This window comes from Ferrimonas balearica DSM 9799 (genome assembly GCF_000148645.1).
Lineage (GTDB): Bacteria > Pseudomonadota > Gammaproteobacteria > Enterobacterales > Shewanellaceae > Ferrimonas > Ferrimonas balearica.
In genome coordinates this window covers 561,290-586,269 of record NC_014541.1, presented here as the reverse complement: position 1 = coordinate 586,269, position 24,980 = coordinate 561,290, and the positions used below count along the sequence as shown (strand labels likewise).

General features: G+C 60.1%; 19 protein-coding genes. 3 read left to right on the top strand and 16 right to left on the bottom strand.

All coding sequences use genetic code 11. From position 1 onward, the window contains the following. Window positions 1–48: 48 nt before the first annotated feature. The gene (locus FBAL_RS20170) at window positions 49–9,225 is read right to left on the bottom strand and encodes an Ig-like domain-containing protein (RefSeq protein WP_013344052.1); all 9,177 of its coding nucleotides are present in this window, start codon (window positions 9,223–9,225) and stop codon (window positions 49–51) included. Between the two features lie 295 nt (window positions 9,226–9,520). On the opposite strand from FBAL_RS20170, the gene FBAL_RS02765 reads away from it, so the two are divergent. Together FBAL_RS02765 and FBAL_RS02760 are read left to right on the top strand one after the other, a co-directional pair. Further along, window positions 9,521–9,889 carry a diacylglycerol kinase gene (locus tag FBAL_RS02765; protein ID WP_013344051.1) on the top strand — a complete coding sequence of 123 codons (369 nt, stop codon included), beginning with the start codon at window positions 9,521–9,523 and terminating at the stop codon, window positions 9,887–9,889. Beyond that, window positions 9,883–10,527 carry an START domain-containing protein gene (locus FBAL_RS02760; RefSeq protein WP_013344050.1) on the top strand — a complete coding sequence of 215 codons (645 nt, stop codon included), beginning with the start codon at window positions 9,883–9,885 and terminating at the stop codon, window positions 10,525–10,527. Before FBAL_RS02765 ends, FBAL_RS02760 begins: the two co-directional genes overlap by 7 nt. Window positions 10,528–10,591: 64 nt before the next feature. On the opposite strand, the gene rplI is transcribed toward FBAL_RS02760, so the two are convergent. From rplI to rpsF, 4 genes are read right to left on the bottom strand one after another with little or no spacing between them, the layout of a single operon-like run. Beyond that, entirely contained in the window at window positions 10,592–11,047 is a 456-nt protein-coding gene (rplI, locus tag FBAL_RS02755) for a 50S ribosomal protein L9 (RefSeq protein ID WP_013344049.1), read from the bottom strand. Window positions 11,048–11,083: 36 nt separating this feature from the next. Beyond that, entirely contained in the window at window positions 11,084–11,311 is a 228-nt protein-coding gene (gene rpsR / locus FBAL_RS02750; RefSeq protein ID WP_013344048.1) for a 30S ribosomal protein S18, read from the bottom strand. 12 nt (window positions 11,312–11,323) lie between these two features. After that, a complete protein-coding gene (gene priB / locus FBAL_RS20780; protein ID WP_371877171.1) occupies window positions 11,324–11,614 on the bottom strand; it encodes a primosomal replication protein N in 291 nt (96 codons plus the stop codon). 24 nt (window positions 11,615–11,638) lie between these two features. Beyond that, window positions 11,639–12,031: a 30S ribosomal protein S6 gene (gene rpsF, locus FBAL_RS02740; RefSeq protein ID WP_013344046.1), complete on the bottom strand. Its 393-nt coding sequence runs from the start codon at window positions 12,029–12,031 to the stop codon at window positions 11,639–11,641. Window positions 12,032–12,277: 246 nt separating this feature from the next. On the opposite strand from rpsF, the gene FBAL_RS02735 reads away from it, so the two are divergent. Then, window positions 12,278–13,027, top strand: coding sequence for a DUF481 domain-containing protein (locus tag FBAL_RS02735; RefSeq protein ID WP_013344045.1), 750 nt, complete (start codon window positions 12,278–12,280; stop codon window positions 13,025–13,027). Between the two features lie 54 nt (window positions 13,028–13,081). Here FBAL_RS02735 and rlmB read toward each other — a convergent pair whose 3' ends face one another. From rlmB to mutL, 11 genes are all read right to left on the bottom strand, one after another. Further along, window positions 13,082–13,819 carry a 23S rRNA (guanosine(2251)-2'-O)-methyltransferase RlmB gene (rlmB, locus tag FBAL_RS02730; RefSeq protein ID WP_013344044.1) on the bottom strand — a complete coding sequence of 246 codons (738 nt, stop codon included), beginning with the start codon at window positions 13,817–13,819 and terminating at the stop codon, window positions 13,082–13,084. Continuing rightward, the gene (gene rnr / locus FBAL_RS02725) at window positions 13,820–16,147 is read right to left on the bottom strand and encodes a ribonuclease R (protein WP_013344043.1); all 2,328 of its coding nucleotides are present in this window, start codon (window positions 16,145–16,147) and stop codon (window positions 13,820–13,822) included. A gap of 50 nt (window positions 16,148–16,197) precedes the next feature. Then, window positions 16,198–16,815 carry a tetratricopeptide repeat protein gene (locus FBAL_RS02720; protein WP_013344042.1) on the bottom strand — a complete coding sequence of 206 codons (618 nt, stop codon included), beginning with the start codon at window positions 16,813–16,815 and terminating at the stop codon, window positions 16,198–16,200. 63 nt (window positions 16,816–16,878) lie between these two features. Beyond that, the gene (locus tag FBAL_RS02715; protein ID WP_013344041.1) at window positions 16,879–18,174 is read right to left on the bottom strand and encodes an adenylosuccinate synthase; all 1,296 of its coding nucleotides are present in this window, start codon (window positions 18,172–18,174) and stop codon (window positions 16,879–16,881) included. Between the two features lie 63 nt (window positions 18,175–18,237). Next, window positions 18,238–18,411: a DUF2065 domain-containing protein gene (locus tag FBAL_RS19785; RefSeq protein ID WP_083771151.1), complete on the bottom strand. Its 174-nt coding sequence runs from the start codon at window positions 18,409–18,411 to the stop codon at window positions 18,238–18,240. Between the two features lie 69 nt (window positions 18,412–18,480). Further along, complete coding sequence (hflC, locus tag FBAL_RS02710) at window positions 18,481–19,356, bottom strand: protease modulator HflC (RefSeq protein WP_013344039.1); 876 nt, start codon at window positions 19,354–19,356, stop codon at window positions 18,481–18,483. A gap of 2 nt (window positions 19,357–19,358) precedes the next feature. Continuing rightward, entirely contained in the window at window positions 19,359–20,474 is a 1,116-nt protein-coding gene (gene hflK / locus FBAL_RS02705; protein ID WP_013344038.1) for an FtsH protease activity modulator HflK, read from the bottom strand. Between the two features lie 53 nt (window positions 20,475–20,527). Next, the gene (gene hflX, locus FBAL_RS02700; RefSeq protein WP_013344037.1) at window positions 20,528–21,814 is read right to left on the bottom strand and encodes a ribosome rescue GTPase HflX; all 1,287 of its coding nucleotides are present in this window, start codon (window positions 21,812–21,814) and stop codon (window positions 20,528–20,530) included. A gap of 23 nt (window positions 21,815–21,837) precedes the next feature. Further along, entirely contained in the window at window positions 21,838–22,131 is a 294-nt protein-coding gene (hfq, locus tag FBAL_RS02695; protein WP_013344036.1) for an RNA chaperone Hfq, read from the bottom strand. Window positions 22,132–22,203: 72 nt separating this feature from the next. Next, on the bottom strand, window positions 22,204–23,151 hold the full coding sequence (gene miaA / locus FBAL_RS02690; protein ID WP_013344035.1) for a tRNA (adenosine(37)-N6)-dimethylallyltransferase MiaA: 948 nt from the start codon (window positions 23,149–23,151) through the stop codon (window positions 22,204–22,206). After that, entirely contained in the window at window positions 23,148–24,977 is a 1,830-nt protein-coding gene (gene mutL / locus FBAL_RS02685) for a DNA mismatch repair endonuclease MutL (protein ID WP_013344034.1), read from the bottom strand. Before mutL ends, miaA begins: the two co-directional genes overlap by 4 nt. Between the last annotated feature and the right edge of the window lie 3 nt (window positions 24,978–24,980).

The following is a 24,980-nucleotide window of genomic DNA, read 5'->3' as shown; positions in this document are numbered from 1 at the left end:
AAAAAGCGCGACCCTGAGGTCGCGCTTTTTTGTTACGGAGGCTCGAGATTACGGGCGCGGCACCGGCGTTTTCTCGGTGAAGCTCACCATCACCACCGCCCGGCGGTTCTGACCGTAAGCGTGCTCGGTGTTCCCCGCCACCGCAGGCATCTCTTCCCCTCGGGCGACATAAGTGATGTTGGCGGACTCGACTCCACGCTGATTCAGCGCCTCGCCTACCGCTTGGGCACGCCGCTCTGACAAACTCAGGTTGTAGCGGGAGGAAGCCGGGGCAGAAGCGTGGCCTTCAATCACCACCTGGTAGTCCGCCAGCGGGGCAAGCTGCTCGCTCAGGTTCTGAAGCACCACGTCGTAAGTGGCCGGAATCGTTGCACTGTCGTTGGCAAACAGCAGCACCAGTTCCAGCTCCATCGCCTCAGTGCGCCACAGGGTACAGCCTCGACCATCCACCGCATGGGTCATCGGCGTATCCGGGCAAGCATCCTGCGGGTCGATCACGCCATCGCCATCACTGTCCACCGGCACTGGGGCCAGCACCGGAGCGGGTGCGGCACTGCCGCCAAAGTGGTAGCTGAGGTTGAAGCCCAGCAGCATGGCGGGGTAACGGTCAAACTCGACCCGCTGCAGCTGAAGGGACGCCAGCCAATCGCGGCTGACCCGATAATCCAGCGTCACCCCATAGAGCAGATCAGTGCCATCAGGATTATCACTGCCGGTGCCCATACCGGTATTGAGCGCCACAGACTCGTAGTCCCCCTCCCAGAAGAAGGCACCGACCTTGCCGGTCAACCCCCAGCGCTCGCTCAATGGCAGGCGATAACCCAGCTGGGCATAGGGGCCATGGCCGGATTCGGGGTAAACGTGCTCCACCGCATCGAAGAAGGTCGCTGGATCCTGAAACACGCCTTCAATGGTGAGGTCCACCTCGTCGATATTGAGGTAGCCGGCCTCCACAAACCATCGCTCGGTAACGCGGTACCCCAGGCCCACGCCCCAACCCAGTCGCTCTTTGTCCAGAGACAATACCTGAGCATTCAGTCCGGCATCGGCCAGGTCGCGATTAAGGTCGGAGGTGGACACATCGCTGCTGGCCCAGCTCAGATTACCGGTGACGAACCAGGGTTTCAGCGGGTCCAGCGGTTTCTCCTCCGCCAGTGCAGGGGCGGACGCCCCGAGCACCAAAGCCAACCAGGGCAGAACGCGGCGGCGCCCCAGTGCGAGCAAGGCCAGCAGGGCCAGACCGATGGCATTCAGGCTGCCGGAACTGCCCCCTTCGGTTTTGACCAGCTGTTTACCCAGCACGCTGAACTGCACCTCAGCACTGGCTTCACCCCCCTCACCATCGGTGATGGTGTAGGTCGCCAGCGCCGGGCCGATGTAGTCCTGCGGCGGCTGGTAACGCAACTGGCCATTGGCTTCCACCGTGACGCTGCCAATATCAACGCTGGCCGACACCAGCTGCAGGGTGTCACCGTCGGCGTCACTGTCATTACTCATCACACTCACCAGGGCGGTATCGTTGTTGTACAACTCAGCCACATCATTCACCGCCAGCGGGCCTCGGTTGAGGTAAACATCCACCGCCACATTGGCCTGGGCACTGCCGCCCTGGCCGTCACTGATGCTGTAGGACAAGGTATCAGCACCGAGGTAACCCAGCGGCGCCCGGTAGTCCAGGGTCTGGTCATCGTTGATGCTGACCTCACCCAATGCCGCGCTGACCGCGACGATGCGCAGTGGGTCCACATCCGGGTCGCTGTCGTTGTCCAGTACCGGGATAACGATGCGCTTACCGTCACGCACCCGCGCCACATCGCCATTCGCCAGGGGCGGACGGTTGTTGTTCAGCATCACCGCGACTCCACCCGGATCAGTCACGCTGCCATTGCGCAGAGCGTCCGCGTCGTAACGTCCCCCATCCTCAAGGGTGACCTGCACACACCAGTGGCCTTCATTCAGCCCCGGCGTCCAGACATCCCCACCCGGAGGCGGGCAGAAGCCCGGCTCGCCCGGCGCGGAGTGCAGGCGGTTATCACCATCTTCAATCAGGGTGACCCAGCCCTCTTCAGGCAGGAATTTGCGGTACACCGCGTTGGCCGGAATGGCGAGGCGCTGGGGCAGCACCACCTGTACCGATTGGCCGGCTTCCGGCAGCTTGTACGCGATGAAGTCGAAGATGCCGCCGACATTGGTGGCTTCGGTGTCTTCCACCAGATCATTGCGGGCGGTGCCGATGTCCTGAGCCAGCACCTGGGCACCACCGGAGGCGCCGTTGGTGGTGTACCGGCCGATGCGCAGGCACACCGCGGGATCCGCCTCTACGATATAGCCATCCCAGTTGTCACCGGTTTCCGGCAGCACATTGCACTCGTCCACCACCTGGTCGCGGTAATCCGGGATGCCATCGAAGTCACGGTCAACGTAACCTTCATCCAGGTCCGGGATCAGGTCACCATCACTGTCAGCACCCGGCTCCAGCGGAGCCAGCGCCGCCACCACTTCAATGGTGATGCTGGTGATGTCGGTCAGTCCCGCCTGATCCCAGGCTTCCACGGTCAGGGTGTAGAGGCCCGGATCAACCTCTGCCGGGTCAAACTCGAAGCGCTCCTCCGTCACATCCAGATCCGCCAGGATGCTGTCGTGATGCCACTGCCACTGATGCTGATCCCCGGCATTGGGGTCGGTCAGGGTCGCGGCGATGACCATCATGCCAAGCTCCTGGCTGGCCACCAGACGGGGTTCACCATCCTGGGCCGCACTCAACGCCAGCTCCGGCGGCAGGTTGCCCTCGGTAATGGTGACCTGATGGTCACGCTTGTTGCCGGGATTCACGCTGGGGTCCAGGTGAACCACCAGGGTCTCATCCGCTTCGGCAACCCCATCCTCAAGGGTCTCGAAGGTCAGCAGGGCGGAGGTGCCGGACTCAATCAGCAGCTCACCCTCAACCAGGGTGTGCTCACTGTCATCCACCGTGCCGCTCAGGGTGTAAGGCACCACCACCGGGTACTGGTAGTGGGGGCCGTTCATCACCACCTCCACTTCGACCTCGCGGCCTTCCAGCACCACCTGATCTTTGGCCAGGGACACCAGCGGGCGCACATAGACCTTCTGGGGCGCAGTGCCACAACGCCCCTCGTCGTCGCAGGCCTCCCAAAGCGCGGTGTTTTCACCGGGCTGGAAGAACGGCACGCCATCCACCAGGCTCACCGGCAGCGGCGTACCAAAACGGTCAACCGCGGTCGCCGTGCCAAGGTCCACCTTGGTGAACAGCGCTTCGGCGTCCACCCAGACCGGTGCCGGTGCCGTCACCACGGGACGCAGGGCATCGTCACTGAGCAGCTGCACGATGGCGCTGTCTTCGCCACCGAAGCCATCGCTGATGCGGTACTCGATGATGACGCTGCCCGGCATGTTGCTGTCGCCCTGCCAAACCAGCTGGTTCGCCTCAATCATCACCTCGCCATAGCCGCCAGCGGCGCCGATGACGGTAAGCGCATCGCCATCCGGGTCGCTGTCGTTATCCAGCACCGCAATGCGGGCCTGCCACTGCCCGTTGGCAAGAATGACCTCATCGTCCTGTGCCACCGGGGCGCGGTTATCACTGTCCACCATCACCTGCACCAGCGCTGAGGACTCGCCGCCTTTGCCATCGCTGATGCGATAGCTAATACGGCTGGCTTCCAGTCGGTCCGGCTGAGGGGTAAAGCGCAGAGTCTGATCCGCCAGCACCTCGACCTGTCCGTAATCCACGGATGCGTTAACCACCACCAGGGCATCGCCATCCACATCGACGTCGTTATCGAGCACAGCAATCACGACTGGTTGGCGTACCGAGGTTGCGGTCCAGTCATCGTTCGCTACCGGCGGGTCATTGACCGGCACCACAACCACACGCACCTGGGCTTCGTCCCGGCCGCCATTGCCATCGTCAATGGCATAGCGGAAGGTGACTTCGCCATGGTCGTTGGGCTCAGGCTGGTAGCGGACCTGACCAGCGGAGAGTTGCACCTCCCCCCGAGCCGGCTGGTTCACCAGAGACAGGCTCAGCGTATCGCCATCCAGGTCACTGTCGTTACTCAGCACATCAATGCTGACCGCCTGATCTTCTGCGGTTTCAGCCACATCATCGTTGGCCACCGGTGCATCGTTAACCGCACGAATCTCAATGGTGACCTGCGCGGTCGCGACTCCACCCTTGCCATCACTGATCTGATAGCTCAGCGAATCCACACCAGAACGATTGGGCTGTGGTTGATAGTGAATGAGACCCTCCACCACGTCGGCAGTCCCGAGCTTGGGCGCCACGGTGACCGCAACCGTCAGCGGGTCACCATCCGCATCGCTGTCATTGGCCAGTACGGCGATCGCAACCGATTCGTCTTCGCGGGTGCTCACTGCATCCGCTTGCGCCACCGGCGCATCGTTAAGCGCGCGGATATCCAGGGTCACAGTCACGGGCGCCGAGTCGAACTCTCCATCATGAATCTGGTACTCGAAGCGATCCTGGGTTTGCTCGCCGCCATCATGCTGATAGCGGAAACTGCCGTCACTTTGCAGGGTTACCGCGCCATACTGCGGCTGGCTCACCAGCTGGGCACTGAACGCGTCACCATCCACATCAAAATCGTTGTCGGTCACGCTGGCCTGCAGGACGCCGCCTTCATCCAGCTCAAAGCGGTCCGCCACCGCGACCGGCGCGTCATTCTGTGCTCGGACAACCACGGTGATCAGCGCCCAATCGGAGTACTCACCCTCATCATCGGCAACGCGGTAACTGAAGGTCACCTCACCACTGAAATCCTGCGCCGGGGAGATCTGCAGGCTGCCATCGGCCTGAACCTCAACGCGGATGCTCTCTGGCAGGTCTTTCAGTTCTATGGAGGTGGGATCCAAGCGGCCATCAACGTCCTGGTCGTTGCCGAGCAGGTTTAAGGTTGTCCCCTGGTCCTCATCCATCTCGACCCGGTCAGCATTGGCCAACGGCGCATCGTTAACGGCGCTGATGGTCACCACCACAGTGGCATCGTTGGACCAGGCGCCGGCGTCATCCTGCACCCGATACTGGAAGCGGTCTTCGCCGAAATAGTTATCGCCGGCCTGGTAGCGCAGCAGGCCGGTGGTACGGTCCAGTTCGACGGTGCCATGCTCGGGTTGAGCCACGACAGTGACGGAGGCCGCCAGCAAGACGCCATCGATATCCTCATCATTGCCCAGCACGTTAATGGCGAAATCGCCATCTTCCGCCAGGGTCACGGCGTCATCATTGGCGACCGGAATGTCATTGACCGCGTTGATGGTAACGGTCACCACGACGCTCTCAGACGCCAGCCCCTCTTCGTCCACCAGCCGGTATTCGAAGCTGTCCTGACCGGAAGCATTGGGGTTGGGGGTGTAGTACCAGTTACCCTCGCTGTCCTGCGAGACGGTGCCCGAAGTCGGCGGTACGGTGATCTCGATCTGGCCCGGCAGCAACTGACCATCGACATCTTCGTCGTTAGTCAGAAGGTCCAGCAGCAGCGCCGTATCTTCGTCGGTTGAAGCCTCATCGGCCCGTGCAACCGGGGCATCGTTAACGGCCTCGATGCGCACAAACACTCTGGCTCCGTCAGAGTAAACCCCTTCCCCATCAGCGACCCGGTACTCGAACTCGACCGACGCGGTCTGGTTAGCCTCAGGCTGGAAGTACCACTGGCCATCACGCAGCGTCAGCGTGCCCTGTTCCGGCTGGGACAGGAACTCGATGCTGTCCTGCTGAGGGGCATCGCCGCTGTCCGGGTCACTGTCGTTATTCAGCAGGGTCAGCAGGACTTCACCATCCTCGGTCACATCAAAGGTGTCGTTTACCGCAACCGGCGCATCGTTGACCGGCAACACTTCAATCCGGACAGTCGCCGGTGCGGAAACCCGCTCACCGTTGTCCTGCACCTGATAAGTGAAGCTGTCGCTGCCATCATAGTTTTCAGTCGGGCGGTAGGTGATGACACCACTGCCAACATCCACACTGACCTCACCGTGCAACGGCGCGTCAACCACCTGGACACTGGCCGGGTTGAGGCCGGCACCACCGTGACTGTCGTTATTCAGTACGCGGATCTGTACCGATTCATCCTCGTTGACCGAGGCTTCATCATCGACTGCCACCGGTTCCGAATCGGCAGCAACAACCTGTACCGATACGTTGGCTGAGGCTTCAGCGCCACTGGGGTCGGCGATGGTGTAGGTCAGGCTGGCGTTGCCGATAAAGCCTGCTGCCGGGGTGAAGGTGATGCTGTTGTCGCTGAAGCTGACGCTGCCCTGGGCAGGGTCGCCGAGTACCACGCTGATAACCTTGAGCGCATCGCCATCAACATCGGAGTCATTGTCCAGCACCGGGATCACCACCGGCGAGCCCACCTCGGTGGTGGTGCTGTCGGCAACGGCTACCGGCGCATCGTTCACCGGGTCGACAGTAACCGTCACGCTGGCGCTGTCGGTCTGGCCATTATCGCCATCACTGATGGTGTAATCGAACCGGATCTCGCCGAACACGTGGGCGGCCGGAGTAAACGTCAGCACGCCATTGGCGAAGTCGGCACGGCCCTTGTCGGCAGCCAGTCCGGTGACGCCGTTGAAGTACAGCGCATCGCCATCGACGTCACTGTCATTTCTGAGGATGTCGATCGCGACCGGCGTGTCTTCCGTAGTGGTGGCCGTATCATCAACCGCCACGGGGGCATCGTTACCCGGTTCGACCGTGACCGTAATGACTGCCGCGGCCTCTGCCCCACTGGGATCCGTAACGGTGAAAGGGATCGGCTCACTGCCGTTAAAGTCGGTCGGTGGCGTCACCACGACGTTACCGCCCTCGACCTTGGCGACCCAGCCCTGTGGCAGGGTGCTAAAAGTGAGTTCGAAGGCATCACCATCCGGGTCTGATGCCAATACGGAGACCGCCACAGTTAGGCTGCTGTCTTCGGCGATGGTACGACTGATGTTATTGGCCACGGGGGCTTCATTTACCCGGTTCACGGTAATCGTGATGGTGGCTGATGCCTGGGCTCCACTGGGATCCGCAACGGTAAACTCAACCCCTTGGCTGCCGCTGAAGTCAGCCACTGGCGTGACCACCACATTGCCGCCCTCCACTTTGGCCGTCCAGCCCTGGGGCAGGGTCACAAAGGTGAAGTCGAGGGCATCACCGTCAGCGTCCTTCGCCAGTTCGGACACCGGTACGGTCAGGCTGGCGCCCGCCTCAATGGTGCGACTGAGATCATTGGCTTGTGGCGCATCGTTCACCGGATCTATGGTGACTGTCACGGTCGCCGTGTCGGTCAGGCCTGTGGCCCCAACCGCTCCGTCGGTCACGGTGTAGCTGAAGCTGACCTCGCCGGTCTCATCCTTGGCCGGCGTAAAGGTGATGGTGCCGCCGCTGAACGTGGCGCTGCCCTTTGCCGGGTCCAGATTGCTGATGCTCTCGACCCGCAACGCATCACCATCCGCGTCGCTGTCGTTGCCAGTCACGTCGATATTGACCGCCGTCTCCTCGGCGGTGCGCACGCTGTCATTCATCGCCACCGGTGCATCGTTCACCGGGTCTATGGTGACTGTCACAGTCGCCGTGTCGGTCAGGCCTGCGGCCCCAACCGCCCCGTCGGTCACGGTGTAGCTGAAGCTGACCTCGCCGGTCACGTCTTGGGCTGGCGTAAAGGTGATGGTGCCGCCGCTGAATGTGGCGCTGCCCTTAGCCGGATCCAGATTGCTGATGCTCTCGACCCGCAACGCATCACCATCCACGTCGCTGTCGTTGGCAGTCACGTCGATATTAACCGCCGTCTCCTCAGAGGTACGTGTGCTGTCATCCATCGCCACCGGCGCATCGTTCACCGGCGTGACGATCACCTTGATGGTGTTGCCGTCGGAAAGACCTGCGGGATCGGTGACGGTGAAGCCGATGTTTTGGCTTCCGTTAAAGTCCACCGGCGGGACGATCGTGACGCTGCTTGCGGTCACGGTGTGGTTCCAGCCCTCAGGCAGAGCACCCAACGCCAGAGTCAGCGCATCACCATCGACATCCGACCCCAACTCCGCCATCGCCACCACCAGGCTGGCGCCTTCGGCAATGGTTTTCTCAACGTAGTTGGCCATAGGGGCATCGTTCACCGGCGTCACGGTAATCGCCACTGCAGCACTGTGACTGAGCCCCCCATCGTCACTGATGGTGTAAGTGAAGCTGTCATTGCCATGGAAGTTCAATGACGGGGCATAGCGGAGCTGCTCGCCCTCCTGGGTAACGATGCCGAACGCAGGCTGCGTAAAACCGATGATGGTCAGCGGGTCACCGTCAGGGTCGCTGTCTCCGATAAGGACATCAACCAGAACCGAGGAATCTTCCAGAGTCGAGGCGGTGTCAGCAACGGCAATCGGCGCCTCGTTGCTGGGCGGTACGTAATCCGGTGCCACCGGAACAAACAACCCGAGCTCTTCGTAGGTCTTGTCATAGACACCGGGATCTTTGTCATTGATGCCGGAAAAATCGCCGTTAATGCTGTTGGTCTGGTTCAGCGAGAACACCACGTAACGCAGGGTGGTGTCTTTGCTGACCACCTGGCCTTTCACGCTGTTGAGGGCGCTTTTGATGGCCGAAAACGGCAGCGTAAAGCTGACAAAGTGGTCTTCGCCATCCAGCGGGCCAAAGTCGGTGGTGGAGGCGTCACTGTCGACGCTGCTGACGGGGTTCAGGGAGTAGTTTTGCGGGTCGGTCGCGATTTCGTACGGGGGATTCTTGGTGTCGATGGTGGTGGTGCTGGGACCGTCATTGGCAACCCGGCCGGCGGGGATGTTCTTTTTGTCGTCGCTGCCCCAGATGTAGATCTTGCCTTCTTTGCCGCTGCCCGCGATAAAGATATCCAGCACGGCATCGCCATCGGAGTCCACCCCCATCAGGTAGACATTGCTGTCATTGCCACTGCCAACCCGAAAGCGATAAGCCACCACGTCATCGGACTCGTCGACACTATTGTTGTCGTCGTAGACGGTATAGAACTGGGGATGCTGTGCATCGCCGACCAGATCGAGGCCGGTGGTCTGCGCTTGCTCGTCATCAATCGGGTCAAACCGCGCTCCGGCCAGAACCGGAATCCAGCCCGACGAGGGTCCATTCAGAACAATGGGCGCCGCACTCAGTTCAAAACTGAATAACGCCGCACACAACACCAAGCCATGCCGTTTTTGCCAATCCGTAGCCATCCACTCATCCCTATGAGTCGTCAGCGGTTCCCTGCCCATCCCCTGCTGACGTTTTTTTGTCACCGATGCGTCAATATTCCGACGCAACCCAAGAGCGAGGGAGTATAACGAAAGCGAAACATTTTAAGAACCTTAAAAAACAGTGATTTACTCAACAAGGCAACCGAATCACACCAAAAGTAAACGGGGGAATGGTTAAGCTGTCTGAACCGGAAATGGTCAATCTGAAAATGGATTTGGCGCGAATACGAAGCGGAGAGGTATCATTGTTATCGTGTAACAGTGAGAGACCTATATGACTCAACCGGAAAACAAAAACCGCGGCGTGATGCGCTTCTTTCAGGCCGGTATCTACTCCATGCAGGGCCTGAAAGCCGCCTACCGCCACGAAGAGGCGTTCCGTCAGGAACTGTTCCTTGCTGTGGTGCTCATTGTTGCCGCCTTCTTCTTTGACGTCTCCGTGCTGGAGCGGCTGTTTATGATCGCCGTAGTGGTGCTGGTGCTGATTGTGGAGTTGCTGAACTCCGCCGTAGAGGCGGTCGTGGACCGCATCGGCCCGGAGCATCATGAACTGTCCGGACGGGCTAAGGACATCGGCTCTGCCGCCGTGTTTATCGCCCTGTGTCAGGTGGCCGTGGTGTGGGGAGGTATCCTGCTATGGTAACCCGCCGTATATGGTCATTGGTGCTGGCACTGGCTTTTACCGGCCTGGTGCAGGCCGCCAACACGGTTCGCATTGAGCCCGCCGAAGGGGGCCAGTGGGAGCTGGCGTCCGACCGGAGTCAGGCTCAGGTCTTTACCCGCAAGGTGCCAGGCACCAAGGTCAAAGAGGTCAAGATGGAGGCGGTGATCGATGCCCCGGTGGCACAGGTCTGGCAGACCATCAGCGATATCCAGCACTATCCCGACTTTATGCCCTATATCGACGACATCGAGATCGTCGGTGACGCCGACAATGGGGGCCAGTACGTCTATCACCGGGTCGACCCGCCGCTGGTCAGTAAGCGCGACTACACCCTGCTGATCGTCAATGAGGCCGATGCCGAAGCGGGCGAGTACTACCGCTACTGGACCCAGATGAACCAGTTTGGCCCCGAGCCGAAACAGGGCGTGGTACGACTGGAGATCTGCGACGGCAGCTGGGCCTTGAGCCGCCTGCCCGATGGCAAAACCAAAGCCACCTACTGGGTCTACACCGATCCCGGCGGCAAGATCCCGGGCTGGCTGGCCAACCAGGCCAACACCGTGGGACTGTACGACGTGTTGAACGCCGTAGAGAAGCGGGCCAAAGTCCAACCCTGAAACCGAATTTCAGGCATAAAAAAACACCGCCCGGAGGCGGTGTTTTTTTTGCGTTCGTAATCGCTTACTCGGCAGAAGCAACAACGGCGATCTTAGCGGTCGCAGTTACGTCGCTGTGCAGAGCGATAACGATGTCGTACTCGCCGCACTGACGCAGAGCGCCTTCCGGCAGACGTACTTCAGCTTTCGCTACTTCAACGCCAGCGGCGGTCAGAGCGTCAGCGATGTCGCGGGTACCGATGGAGCCGAACAGCTTGCCTTCGTCACCAGCTTTGGAGGCGATTTCTACCACTTCCAGAGCAGCCAGCTTCTCAGCGCGAGCTTCAGCAGCAGACAGGTCTGCAGCCATTTTGGCTTCCAGCTCGGCACGGCGAGCTTCGAACACTTCCAGGTTAGCAGCGTTGGCTACAACTGCTTTGCCTTGCGGCAGCAGGTAGTTACGAGCGTAACCGGATTTAACAGTAACTTTGTCGCCCAGGCCGCCCAGTTTGGCAACCTTATCCAGCAGAATAACGTCCATTACCTTTCCTCTACTTAAAGTTGAACGTGTAAGGACTTAGCCTTGCAGGTCAGTGTACGGCAGCAGAGCCAGGTAACGAGCACGCTTGATAGCGCGAGCCAGCTGACGCTGGTACTTAGCGCTGGTGCCAGTGATACGGCTCGGTACGATTTTGCCACTCTCAGTAACGTAGTTCTTCAGAGTAGCGATGTCTTTGTAGTCGATCTCAGTTACACCTTCAGCGGTGAAACGGCAGAACTTGCGACGACGAAAATAACGTGCCATAGGGGCAGTCTCCTAGCAAATCGGTTCTATCGTGTCGGCGTGCAATACCAGCTTTGATTGGCCATCTCGGCCTTGCTGCCAGCCTACGAAGCCAGCGACGGTGATATTGCAGCCTAATTCCAGATAGCGCAGTAACGGTTGAGTGTCATGGCCACTCAAGACCACCTGAATCTTGCAGTAAACCGGGCGTTTATGGCCCGCTTCCATCTGCATCGAGCGATGTTCCAACAGAAAATAACTGTGGGGGACACCGTTAATCCCGGTCAGGGTCTTGGGCGCTCTGGGCACAGTGCCCGTCAGCACCAGGCGGTTGACGGAACTCAATCCTTACTCGGCAGAAGCTTCCTGAGCCGGCTTGGCTTCAGTACGCTCACGACGCTCTTCGCGCTCACGACGCTCTTCCTTGGCTTTGGCCATCGGAGAAGCTTCGGTTACAGCAGCTTTGGTACGGATAACCATGCTGCGGATAACCGCGTCGTTGTAACGGAAGTTGGTTTCCAGCTCAGCAACGGCTTCAGCAGTCGCTTCAGCGTTTACCAGCACGTAGTGTGCTTTGTGCAGCTTCTCGATCGGGTAAGCCAGTTGACGACGACCCCAGTCTTCCAGACGGTGGATTTTGCCGCCGTCTTTCTCGATGGTCGCAGTGTAGCGCTCGATCATGCCTTGAACCTGTTCACTCTGGTCAGGGTGAACCATGAAGACGATTTCGTAATGACGCATTATCGCTCCTTACGGTTAGTTAGCCTCAAATGGCTCGGCCCGACCTATGAGGCAAGGAACAAAAGGGGTTTGGCCGAATTAGCCGGCGCATGTTACCGGAACGGGACTCAGAAGACAATCAAAAATGCAGCAATCTGGCGGGCCGGCGCAGCGCATTAACCATTTTTAAACTGAGTAGCAATTTCAGCCCATTGAGAGATAGACTGAGCGGACCCTGATGGCCTGGAAAGTGTAGAACCACCCCCTGTGAATCGCCCGCTTCTTTATTTGCCCGCCCTGCTGTTTAGCGCCCCGAGTCTGGCGCTGGTGCCGCCCAACTACTCTGATCCACCGACGGATTTGGACGCCGAAGTGGAACTGGGCATGCAATACAACAGCGGCAACACCAACTCCGCCAACTTCAACACGCGCGGAAAGTTGGTGTACGACACAGAGAATGCCCGACAGGAAGCGGTGGCCCGCGCCTATTTCGCCGCCGATGATGAAAAAACCACGGCGGAGCAGTACCAGCTTCAGTATCAGTCTGACTACAAACTGGAGGGCACTCAGTACCTCTATGGTCGTGGCGACATGCTGTGGGATCGATTCGGTTCCTACCTGAAGCAGTTCACCTACTCCTTCGGATACGGTTACACCCCGCTGGATGCCAAGCGCACCAAGGTTACCCTGGAGGTGGGTGCCGGTTACCGTTACAACGAAGCCAACCTGTCCAACTCTGACGACATGAGCGACCCCACCAACGACGAAGGGATTGTCCGTCTGGCCAGTAAGCTGGAGCACCGCCTGCAGGAGTACACCACCTTCAACGCCGACGCCTCGGTGGAAACCGGCAACCGCAATACCATCGCCAACCTGAACCTGGCTTACCGTAACCAGTTCTGGGCCGACCTGGCGCTGAAGGTGGGGTTTGACATCAAGTACACCGACAAGGTGCCGGTGGGCACGGAAAACCACGATGTGGTGTCGACGGTGAACCTGATCTACTCGTTCCGGTAAGCGCCCATAAAAAAACGCCTCCATGATGGAGGCGTTTTTGTTGGACCAGAGGGCTTAGCCCAGGCGCTGACGCACCGCTTCAAACAGGCAGATGCCGGTGGCAACGGACACGTTCAGGCTGGATACTGCGCCGGCCATCGGGATGCTGATCAGGTCATCGCAATGTTCGCGGGTCAGTCGACGCAGGCCCTTCCCTTCCGCTCCCATGGCAATCGCCAGCGGGCCGGTCAGTTTGCTCTGGTAAACGGTGTGGGTGGCTTCACCTGCCGCACCAACGATCCAGATGCCACGCTCCTGCAGCGAACGCAGGGTGCGGGCCAGGTTGGTGACCTGGAACAACGGAATGGATTCCGCGGCGCCCACCGCCACTTTGCGGACGATGGGACCCAGACTGGCGGAGCGGTCTTTCGGCACAATCACGCCGTGAACGCCGGCCGCATCGGCACTGCGCAGACAGGCGCCGAGGTTATGCGGGTCGGTCACACCGTCCAGCACCAGCAGGAAGGGCGTATCGACGCCATCCAGCAGCTGGTCCAGTTCGTGCTCGCCTTTCACCGGCTCTGGCTTGCAGCGCGCCACGACGCCCTGGTGCTGGGTCGATTCCGCTTTGTCGTCCAGTACCTTGCGGGCCGCCAGCTGGGGCCGCACGCCAAACTGCTGTGCCAGTTCGGCAATTCGGGTCAGGCGCTCATCGTCACGCCCTTTCATCACCCACAGCTCCATCACCCGCTCGGGCTGGCGCTGCATCAAGGCCTCCACCGCGTGGAGGCCAAACACCATTTCGTGTTTCATTTACCGCTTGTTCCGCTTGGATTTGGGTTTCTTGGTGCCACGCTTTTCGGTGCTCTCACCGCTGCGGGGCTTACCGAATTTGGCCGGGCCGGATTTGCCTTTGCTGGATTTGCGCGGGCCTTTCTTGCTGGCCTTCTTGCCGGTTTCGAGCAGGCCCAGATCGATCTGGCGATCGTCCAGTTTCACTGCCAGCACCTTCACTTCCACCGGGTCACCCAGGCGGTAGCGACGGCCGCCACCTTCGCCGATCAGGGATTGGCGGATCGGATCGAAGTGGTAGTAGTCGTTCTCCAGAGTGGAGATGTGCACCAGGCCGTCGATGTGCAGGTTCTTCAGTCGCACAAACAGGCCGAAGCTGGTCACGCCGCTGACCACCGCATCGAAGGTATCGCCAACGTGGTCGAGCATAAACTCACACTTAAGCCAATCGGAGACGTCACGGGTGGCGTCATCGGCACGGCGCTCGGTCATGGAGCAGTGCTCACCCAGCTCCGCCAGCGGGCCACTGTCGTAACCGAAGGCACCATCCGCCTGCAGCACCTGCAGCGGCAACGCCGGGTTCTCCTGCTTGGCCAGCAGGTAACGGATAACACGGTGCAGTACCAGGTCCGGGTAACGACGGATCGGCGAGGTGAAGTGGGCGTAACTCGGCAGCGCCAGGCCAAAGTGGCCAATGTTCTCCGGGCTGTAAACCGCCTGCTTCATGGAGCGCAGCACCATGGTCTGGATCAGCTCAGCATCGGCTCGACCTTCGGTCTTGGCCAGCAGCTCCGCCACGTCCTGCGGGGTCGGTTCTTCACCGCCACCCAGGGAGAGGCCCTGTTGACCCAGGAAGTCGCGCAGAGTTTCCAGCTTCTGAGCACTCGGGCCTTCATGGACCCGGTACAGCACTTCACCCTGATGCTTCTTCACGAACTTGCCGGCTGCCACGTTGGCCAGAATCATGCACTCTTCGATCATCTTGTGCGCGACGTTACGGGTGCGCGGCACAATGCGCTCGATGCGACGTTGGGCGTTAAACAGGAACTGGGTTTCCTCGCTTTCCAGCACCAGGGCACCACGCTCCTGACGGGCATGGTCCAGCGCCATGTAGAGGCGATTCAGCTCTTCCAGGTGCGGGAACACCTCAGCGTACTGTTCGATCAGGGCCTGATCGCCCTCCAGCATCGCCGCCACCTTGGTGTAGGTCAGGCGGGCGTGGCTGTGCATCACCGCAGGGTAGAACTCAAAACCGGACAGGTTGCCAGCGGCAGAGACGGTCATCTCCGCCACCATGCAGAGGCGATCCACGTGCGGGTTGAGCGAGCAGAGGCCGTTGGACAGCTTCTCCGGCAGCATCGGAATCACCTGAGCCGGGAAGTACACGGAGTTACCGCGGGCCAGCGCTTCGTCATCCAGGTGGGTACCCGGACGCACGTAGTGGCTCACGTCGGCAATCGCCACGTACAGGCGCCAGCCGCCGCCCTTCTTGGGCTTAACAAAGACCGCATCGTCGAAGTCGCGGGCGTCTTCGCCGTCGATGGTGACCAGCGGCAGGTGACGCAGGTCTTTACGACCCTGCTTCTCCGCTTCCTGCACCTCGTCATGGATGGCGGCGGTTTCCTGCAACAGCGCTTCAGAGAACTGGTGCGGCAGGTCGTGGCTGCGCAGGGCGATCTCAATCTCCATGCCCGGGGCCATCTCGTTACCCAGTACCTCTTTGATCCGGCCAATGCCGTGAGTGTGACGGGCCGGTCGTTTAACCAGTTCAACCACGATCACCTGGCCATCACGGGCACCGGCGCGGCCATCTTCCGGGATCAGGATGTCCTGGGAGATGCGGGCATCATCCGGCACAGCGAAACCGATGCCGTCTTCATTGAAGTAACGGCACACCAGCTCTTTGCTGCGCTCTTCGATGATGCGAACGATGCGGCCCTCTTTGCGGCCGCGACGGTCCATGCCGTCCACCTGGGCCAGCACACGGTCACCGTGCAGCACGGAGTACATGCTGCGCTCGGACAGGTAGAGGTCGTCCGAGCCATCATCGGGACGGAAGAAACCGAAACCGTCGCGGTGACCCAGCACCACACCGGTCAGCAGGTCCATCCGCTCCGGCAGGCCGTAGCGGCCCTTGCGGGTGTAAACGATTTGGCCATCGCGCTCCATAGCGCGCAGACGGCGACAGAGTGCGACGTACTGGTCGCCCTCAAGTTGAAAATGGGCCGCTAACTCTTCTCGGGACACCGGACCGGTGTGCTCGCGCATGCGCTCGATAAGAAATTCACGGCTGGGGATCGGGTTGGCGTACTTTTCCGCCTCCCGCTGAAAATGGGGATCGTGACTCATTTGACTGCCAATGATTGGAAAGTGGGTGAAAGTATAACCCTAATGGTCGTTTAGCGACCCAGGGCGGCCTGGCGGGTCTGCTCGCGCACACTGGGCGGCAGCTGTTGGGCCAGGCGATTTTTCAACTGTTCGGCTTCCCGACGTTCCGCTTCCGTCTCAAACACAGCACGGTGGAGCCAGCGATACACTTCGGGATAATCGAGTGGACTGCCCTCGCCATCCGCATAGTAGCGGGCGAGGGTCAGTAGGGCCCGGTGGTGCTCAAGGGAGGCGGCCATCCGGGTCAGACGCAGGCCAATGGCCTCGTCAGTAACCACAAAGCGCCCTTCGAGATAGTAGCGCCCTAACTGCTCGAGTGCGTCCGGCAGCCCCTGATCGGCGGCCAGTCGCAGGTAATCAAAACCGGTTTGCACGTCCTTCTCAACGCACACCCCGTACAGCTTCATATCGGCCCAGAGAAACTGGTAGGCCGGCAGCTTGAGGACATCGGCTCGGGCCTGGATATCCTGAACCAACTGGCAGTCGTCACGCTTCACCCGCATCAGGTGGGTATTGGCGCGAATCATGCTCAGCAGTTCGTCCTGGCCGTACAGCTCCACCGCCCGCATCTCTTGTGCCAGGGCGCCCGGGGCCATCAGCATCAGCAAAGTCAGTAGAGTCCGTTTCATGATCAGGTTATCGACACGGCCAGAAGATACTTTAACGGGGCCCGCAGGCCCCGTTTTCAACCCTTACGCGAAGGGGTGACGCAGGATCATGGTTTCGTTGCGGTCCGGACCTGTGGAGATGATGTCCACCGGCACTTCCAGCAACTGCTCGATGCGAGCGATGTAATCCAGAGCCTCTTTCGGCAGCTGGTCACGCTCGGTCACACCGAAGGTGTTGGCGTCCCAACCCGGCATGGACTCGTAAACCGGTACAGCCACTTCGTAGCCTTCGGCGTCCATCGGCGGTACGTCACGCACGGTGCCGTCCGGCATCTGGTAACCGGTACAGATCTTCAGCTCATTCAGACCGTCCAGTACGTCCAGTTTGGTCAGACAGAAACCGGTGATGCCGTTGATCTGAACGGCGCGGCGCATGGCCACAGCGTCAAACCAGCCAGTGCGGCGCTTACGGCCGGTGGTGGCACCAAACTCGTGACCTTTAACGCCCAGGTGCTCACCCACTTCGCAATCCAGCTCAGTCGGGAACGGACCACCGCCCACGCGGGTGGTGTAGGCCTTAACGATGCCCAGTACGTAATCGATGTGGTTCGGACCAAAACCAGAACCGGTGGACACGCCGCCAGCAGTGGTGTTGGAGGAAGTCACATAGGGGTAGGTACCGTGGTCCACGTCCAGCAGAGTGCCCTGGGCACCTTCGAACATGATGTACTCGCCCGCTTTGCGCGCTTTGTCCAGGGTGTCGGTTACGTCAACGATCATCGGACGCAGGATCTCAGCCAGCTCCAGCGCGTCTTTCAGTACGGTGTCGTAATCAACCGCGTCAACCTTGTGGTACTCGGTCAACATGAAGTTGTGGTAAGCCAGAACGTCTTTCAGCTTGGTAGCGAAGCGTTCAGCGTCCAGCAGGTCACCCACGCGCAGAGCACGGCGAGCTACTTTGTCCTCGTAAGCCGGACCAATACCACGGCCAGTGGTACCGATGGCCTTGTTGCCACGAGCCGCTTCACGGGCCTGATCCACAGCAACGTGGTAAGGCAGAATCAGCGGACAGGCTTCAGAGATCATCAGACGCTCTTCCACCGGTACACCACGCTCTTTCAGCATGGTCAGCTCTTTCAGCAGGGCTTCGGGGGAGAGTACAACGCCGTTACCGATCAGGCACTTAACGTTGGAGCGGAGGATACCTGACGGGATCAGGTGGAGGACAGTTTTTTCGCCGTCGATCACAAGAGTGTGACCGGCGTTGTGGCCGCCTTGGTAGCGAACCACGTAGTGGGCCTGGTCGGTGAGAAGGTCAACAACTTTACCTTTACCCTCGTCACCCCACTGGGTGCCCAGCACAACTACATTTTTACCCATGTCTCGATCGCAGTTAGTGGTTAAAGCAGGATTCTAGCAGAACAGGTGTGGTCAAAACACCGCCTAGGCGGAAAAAATGTAAAGCAGCACCGCGCCCGCCGTCACCAATGCACCGCCAATACGCCGTAATACCGCGGTATCCTGGCCCGCCAACTCGCGCATCATGGCCTGCCACTGACGGGGGAACAACAACGGCCCCAGCCCTTCAATCAGCATCACGCCACCGATCAGCCACATCCAACTCACGTTCTTTTACTCCCATAAAAAAGGCCCGGTCAACACCGGGCCCTTGGACAGATTGTCGCCTCAGCGCACCTTGCTGTTCATAAACTGGAAGAACTCGGAATCCGGTGAGATCACCAGTACGTCGTCCTTGCTGCGGAAGGAGGCCTTGTAGGCATCCAGGCTGCGCAGCAGAGCATAGAACTCAGGGTTCTGGCCGTAGGTGTCCGCGTAGATCTTGGCCGCGGCACCGTCACCTTCACCGCGCAGGGTACGGGACTTACGCTCCGCTTCCGCCAGGATTACGGTGGCACGGGCATCCGCACCGGCGCGGATCACTTCCGCCTTCTCCTGACCTTCGGAACGGTGCGCACGAGCCACCGCTTCACGCTGGGCGCGCATACGGTCGTAGATGAACTCACTCACTTCGCGGGGCAGGTTGATCTGCTTCACCCGAACGTCCACCACTTCGATGCCCAGTTCAGCGGCATCAGTACGGGTGGCGCGCAGCGCTTCCTGTTGCAGCTCGTCACGGCTGCCAGAGACGATCTCACGGATGGTGCGGCTACCGAACTCGGAGCGCAGGCCGTTGTTGATCTTACTCTGCAGCAGCGACTCAGCCAGCAGCTGGTTGCCCTGGGTGGCCAGGTAGAACTGACCAAAGTCGGTGATTCGCCACTTCACGTAGGAATCCACCATCAGGTCTTTCTGCTCGGAGGTTACGAAGCGGTCCGCTTCCGCATCCAGAGTCAGGATACGGGCGTTCAGAGTGAACACCTGGTCGAGCAGCGGCACCTTGAAACGCAGACCCGGTTCATACACCTGAGTCTCACCTTCGCTGTTCTTCTGGATCACACCGAAGCGTTTCACGATGGCGCGCTCACCCTCTTCCACCACAAACAGTGAGGAGAAGCCGGCGAACAGCACTGCCACCAACAGGATCAAACTAACAGGACGCATAATCAGTTTCTCCCCTGACGAGTGCGGTCGGTGCGGCTGCTACGACTCTCATCAAAGTCGTTGCGGACAGGACGGGTCTGGGACGGAGTCGGTTCAGCCATCTTGGGCTGCTGCACAGCAGAGCCAGATTGGTTCTGAATGATCTTATCCAGCGGCAGGTAGAACATGGAGCCACCGTCGTTATCCACCATCACCTTGGTGGTCTTGCTGAACACCTGTTCCATCGTCTCCAGGTAGAGACGCTCGCGGGTCACGTCCGGCGCCGCTTCGTACTGAGGCAGCAACTGGGCAAAGCGTGCCACTTCACCTTCCGCTTCCAGAACCACGCGACGCTTGTAAGCGTCGGCTTCCTGCAGCATACGCTCAGCCTGACCACGAGCCTGCGGTTCAACCTGACGGGAGTATGCGGTGGCTTCCTGAACGTAACGTTCTTCATCTTCCTGAGCCGCGATGGCGTCATCGAAGGCGGGTTTCACCTCTTCCGGCGGGCGGGCTTCCTTGAACGCCACGTCAACCACCACCAGACCCATGTCGTAGGACTCGATGATGCCTTCCAGTTCATCCCAGGTATCACGACGGACTTTGTCACGGCCCACGGTCAGGATGTTATCCATGGTGGTGTGGCCGATCACGTAGCGCAGGGCGCTGTCCATCGCTTCGCTCAGGGACTGATCCGGGCTGGTCACGGAGTACAGGTACTTACGCGGGTCGGAGATGCGGTACTGCACTTCCATCTCAACGCGTACCACGTTCTCATCCTGAGTGAGCATCATGCCGGACGCAGTCAGGCGGTTAACTCGCTGGATGTTGACCGGATAAACGGTGTCAACGAAGGTGGGTTTCCACTTCAGGCCCGGCTCCACCAGCTCGTGGAATTGGCCGAAACGCAGCTTCACGCCACGCTCCGCTTCCTCGATCTTGTAGAAGCCAGAGAAGGCCCAGATCAGAACCAGGCCGAGCAGGACAAGCCCCGCACCCAGACCACTGAACTGGTTGCCGCCGCCGAAGCGGGAGGAAATTTTGCGGAAGACCTCATCCAGATCCGGCGGACCCTGGTCTTTACCGCCTCGGTTGCCCCAGGGGTCTTTGCCTTGATTGCCAGGCTCATTCCAAGCCATTAACACTGCTCCATTTGATGGGATTCGGTAACTCTAGCTAATTTATCAGCCAATTACTTGAGGATAAAGTCAGACAACTTCCCCTCGGACGCTTTCAACAAACGCTGCCAGTCTCGCTCAGGCAGCCTTAACTGAACCTGAGTGTGGCCCTGGTCGTCGTATTCTGTCGCCAGTACCGCATTCAATTCATAGCATCGTGACAGCCATCTTCCCTCACTGGGCGGCAGGCTGACGGTGAGTTCGACCATGGTGTTGCCAAGCCGTTCCGATAACGCCTCGAACAACAAGTCGATACCCACATCATTACGGGCGCTAAGCCAGACTCGGATCGGTTCGCCTTCATCATTTCGATCAATGCGCGCCTCAGCCTCTTCCAGCAGGTCCAGCTTGTTGTAGACCAACAGGCTGGGCACTTCATCCGCTTCGATCTCCGCCAGCACCTCATTCACCGCTTCAACGTTCTCCACGGCGCGCTCATCGGCCGCATCAATAACGTGGAGCAGCAGGTCCGCCTCCCGGGTTTCGGTCAGGGTGCCCTTAAACGCGGCCACCAGATCGTGTGGCAGGTGACGGATAAAGCCCACGGTATCCGCCAGCACCACCGGTCCGACATCCGCCACTTCGATGCGGCGCAGGGTCGGGTCCAGGGTTGCGAACAATTGATCCGCGGCGTACACACCGGAATCGGTAATGCGGTTAAACAGCGTCGACTTACCGGCGTTGGTGTACCCCACCAGGGATACGGTCGGCACTTCACGCCGCTGCCGGGCCCGACGGCCCTGCTCACGCTGACGAGCCACCCGGTCAAGGCGGCGCAGGATCGCTTTGATCCGCTCCCGCAGCAGACGACGGTCGGTCTCCAGCTGGGTTTCACCGGGTCCACGCAGGCCGATACCGCCTTTCTGGCGCTCAAGGTGAGTCCAGCCTCGGATCAAACGGGTGGAAAGGTGACGCAGCTGGGCCAGCTCAACCTGCAGTTTCCCCTCATGGGTGCGGGCGCGCTGGGCAAAGATATCGAGGATGAGGCCGGTGCGATCAAGCACGCGACAGTGGCAGATCCGTTCCAGGTTACGCTCTTGGGCGGGGCTGAGAGGGTGGTTGAAAATCACCACTTCGGCCTGCTCGGCCTGGACGACAGCGGCAATCTCTTCCGCTTTTCCGGTGCCACAGAAATATTTGGGGTGGGGACTGGAACGCCGTCCTGTGACAATGCCACAGGACGTTACCCCGGCGGAGCTCACCAGTAGCTTGAGCTCCTCCAGGTCTTCTCGCTCACCTTCGGCTGAAAAGTCGATGTGGACGAGAATTGCGCGTTCGCCTGCTTCATACCGCTCAAACAAGCAAACTTACTCCTGACAGGCGATCAATGGTTACCGTTGTCACCACTATCGTGAGACTGGAAACCACCCTGGCCCTGGCCACTGTGGCTTTGACCGCTGTGGCTGCCCATGTTGAACGGACGGCCCGGTACCACGGTAGAGATGGCGTGCTTATACACCATCTGGCTGACGGTGTTCTTCAGCAGGATGACAAACTGGTCAAAAGATTCGATCTGGCCCTGCAGTTTGATGCCATTTACCAGATAGATAGAAACGGGAACACGCTCACGGCGCAGCGCGTTCAAAAACGGGTCTTGTAAAGATTGCCCCTTAGCCATTCGAGTTTCCTTATTAAAATTGTATTACTTTTCAACGAAGTGATAGCTGCGTGCAACACCCATGCGCGCCAGTTACTTATAGCCCAAACCGAAGTCCAAGGCTAACTTTTGTAACACTTCGCCTACATTATCATCGTGCTCGGAGCTGAGCCAGTGCAGGCCTTCCCATCCTCGCAACCAGGTGATCTGTCTTTTGGCCAATTGACGGGTCGCTGCGACCCCCTTGGCCACCATCTCCTGATGGCTGATCTCCCCATCCAGATATGCCCACATCTGGCGATAACCTACGCAACGGATAGAGGGTAAACCGGGGTGAAGATCGCCGCGCTCATAAAGGGCACGGACTTCCGCTTCAAAGCCCTGATCCAACATCGACAGAAAGCGCTTTTCAATCCGCTGGTGCAGACGATCTCTTTGATCGGGAACGATGGCGAATTGCGCCGTGCGAAACGGCAAAGGGGGACGCTTCTGTTGCGTTAAGGTGGTCAGAGTCTCGCCGCTTATTCTATAGACTTCAAGGGCTCGCGACAATCGCTGGGGATCGTTGGGATGGATCCGGGCAGCCGACTCTGGATCGATCTGCGCCAGCTCATCATGCAGAGCCTGCCAGCCCCGCTCCGCCGCCTGCTGCTCAATTTCCGCACGAATCTTAGGATCCGCACTGGGCAGCGGTGACAAGCCCTCCAGTAACGCCTTGAAATAGAGCATTGTTCCGCCCACCAACAGGGGAATGCGGCCACTGGCGTGGATCGCTTCCATCTCCCGCAGGGCATCCGCAGCAAAATCCGCCGCTGAATAGCTTTCAGCGGGATCTTTGATGTCGATCAGTCGATGCGGGGCCGCCTCCAACTCATCTGCGGTGGGTTTGGCGGTGCCGATATCCATACCGCGGTAGATCAGTGCCGAGTCGACACTGATCAGCTCCACCGGCAGGCGTTGCCGCAGGGCGATCGCCAGATCGGTTTTGCCGGAGGCGGTGGGTCCCATCAGGCAGATTGCCAACGGGCGCGTATCGGTCATGCTTCAGACTCCAAAATCGTTTGCCAGGGCAACACCACACTGACCTGCTCCAGCAGGCTCTCGGCGTCGCCACTTTCCAGCCCCTGCCACTGACGCCACAACAGGGCGCCATCAGCAAATTCTTTGGCCTGCCCCGCCAACCAATTGGCCAGGGCCGGATAAGCGGGGGTTTCCGCTTCCAGCCACTGCAGCAGTTCGGGGATCGCTTTGGCCAGGTCCGCGCGGCGCAGTACCGCGGGCACCGTACGGATCACCAATCGCTCGCCCTGAACCACCAGTTGGGTGCCCAAACGGCGCAACAGTTCATCCTGAGCCTCCAGTATCGTGACCCAGTTCACATCGACCGGCACACTGACCGGCAACAGCAGCGGTTGCCCCACTAAGCCCTGGGCTAACCGTTCACTCAAATCACGCTTCATCAACGCCCGGCCCAGGTCCGGCAACCGAACCAGCCGAAGCTGTTGCTGTTTCTGAACCAACCCATGCTGTTCATCCAGTGCACTGAGCCAGCGCCAGCGGTCAGTGGCCGGCGCTTCAGCGGGGGCGGGAGTCTGCATCAGATGGGCATAGTTGTCTACCGCACTGCGGGTCGGCGACTGGCTGGGCCGCAATGGCGGCGGTTGATACGCCGCCTGACCGCCGCGCCCAGCGCCAGCGTAGCCACCGCCGCTGTATCCGCCGCCAGCGCCCGAAGAGGACGGTCGACTGTCACTGTCATGGCGCGCGCTATCAAGGCCTTCAGTCGGGGTCAGCGGATAGGGGCCCTCGCCCTCCCGGTAGGGCGTGGCTGGGCGCTCCTGCACCTGATGCTGTGGCGTCAGCGCGGGCTGTTGCCGCTGGGCCAGGCCCTGCTGCAGTGCCTGCAAGATAAAGTCGTGGACGTAGCGGGCCTGATGGAACCGCACCTCATGCTTGGCCGGGTGCACGTTCACGTCCACCTCGTGCGGATCAAGGCTGAGGTACAGCACAAAGCCGGCCTGACCGGGCAATCCCGCTTCCTCCATCGCCTGACGCACGGCGTGGCTGACCAGGCGGTCGCGCACCACCCGGCCATTCACGTAGAAGTATTGGATGTCCGAGACCCGGGCCCGTTCGTCGTCCAGCGCCAGATAGCCGCGCAGGGCCAGATCGTCGGTGGCACTGGTCAGGCCGAACGCACGCTCGGTAAAGGCGCTGCCGCAGATCGCGGCCAGCCGCTGTTCCCGCTGACGCTCATTACTGGCCGGACGGTACTGACGCACGACTTTGCCGTTGTGACGGAGGATAAAGTGGATCCCCTCACGGGCCAGCGCGATGCGTCGCAGCTGCTCTTCGATGTGGGTAAATTCGGTCTTGTCCGCCTTGAGGAAGCGGCGGCGCGCCGGGGTGTTAAAGAACAGGTCGACCACCTCAACAGTGGTGCCGACCGGGTGCGCGGTGGGTTGAACCCGCACCGCCATCTCCCGGCCCTCGGCGTAGGCCTGCCATGCTTCGGAGCCATCCGCCGTGCGGGAGGAGAGGGTCAGTCGCGACACGGAGCTGATGGACGCCAGTGCCTCACCACGAAAGCCAAAGCTGAGGATGGATTCCAGATCCGCCAGTGACGCCACTTTTGAGGTGGCGTGACGGGCCAGTGCCAGTGACAACTCCTCTTTGTTGATGCCCTGGCCGTTATCGCGGATCAGAATGCGCTTGCTGCCCCCCCGATCGATCTCAACCTCGATGCGGGTAGCACCCGCATCAAGACTGTTTTCAACCAGCTCTTTCACCACCGAAGCGGGACGTTCAACCACTTCCCCGGCGGCAATCTGGTTAGCCAGCTGGGGCGGTAATACTTGAATCGCCATATC